This window comes from Promicromonospora iranensis (genome assembly GCF_028994805.1).
Classification (GTDB): Bacteria; Actinomycetota; Actinomycetes; order Actinomycetales; family Cellulomonadaceae; genus Promicromonospora; species Promicromonospora iranensis.
Genome location: NZ_JAJQQP010000017.1, coordinates 1 through 948, shown reverse-complemented (window position 1 = coordinate 948; position 948 = coordinate 1). Strand labels below are relative to the sequence as shown.

General features: G+C 75.3%; 1 protein-coding gene. It reads right to left on the bottom strand.

Annotation, left to right across the window (positions count from 1 at the left end):
• A partial coding sequence (locus LUM46_RS23965; protein WP_274997590.1) for a zf-HC2 domain-containing protein occupies nt 1-948 on the bottom strand: 948 nt, incomplete at both ends.

The window sequence follows — 948 nt, the reverse complement described above, 5'->3', positions numbered from 1 at the left end:
GAGCCACCTCGTCATCTCGGCGCCGATGCCGACGTCCGCGCGGTCGGCGGCTGTGCTGCCCTCGGTGTCGGTGTCGGTGTCGGTGTCGGTGTCGGTGTCGGTGCTGTCGCTGTTGCCGGCGCCGCTGTTGCCGGCGCTGTTCGACCCACCGTTCTGTTCGTCGGACGGCTCGCCACCGATGCCGAGCTGGGCGAGCCAGCCGGTCACCGCTGCCCCGATGTCTGGACTCGTGTCGGCGGCGGCCCCGGAACCGCCGCCACCACCACCGCCGTCATCCGTGCCGCCGCCCTCTGCACCGGCACTGCCGGGATCACCGCCCCTGCCCTCCCCAGCACCTGCACGCGCGCCGCCACTGCTATCCCCACCGCCGCCTGCGCCCGCTCCGCCCCCGGCCCCTCCGCTACCCGCTCCGCTGCTTTCACCAGCACCAGCACCAGCACCACCAGCGCCCTCACCACCACCAGCACCCGCGCCCGGGTTCGCGACCGACTCTGCGGAGGGAGGCTCGGCGGGCTGGTTGGCGACCAACGCCGCCGCTCCGCCGCCGAGGGCGAGCGCCGCGAGGATACCCGCCGCGATCGCGGCCTCCTTCTTGCCGAACGGGCGCGGCGCTCCGGCGCCCGCCGCGCCCGCACCTGCTCCCGAGCCCGCCGCACCACCGGCCGCCCCGGCCGCGCCGGTACCGATCGCGGCTCCAAGGGCTCCGGTGGCGAGCGCTCCGGCGATGACGTGCTGGCCGAGGTCGCGCAGCATCCAGGACACCTCGCGCACGTCGACGAACGCTCTGGTGCACTCGGCGCAGCCGTCCATGTGCGCCTCGAACCGGCCACGGCGGCGGGGGAGCAGCCGGTCCTTGAGGTAGTCGTGCATGGCGGCGCGGGTGGTGCGGCACTCGGGTTCGTTGACGGTTTGGGCGTGGGCGGCGGCGAAGGCGCCGGCGAGGCGTTC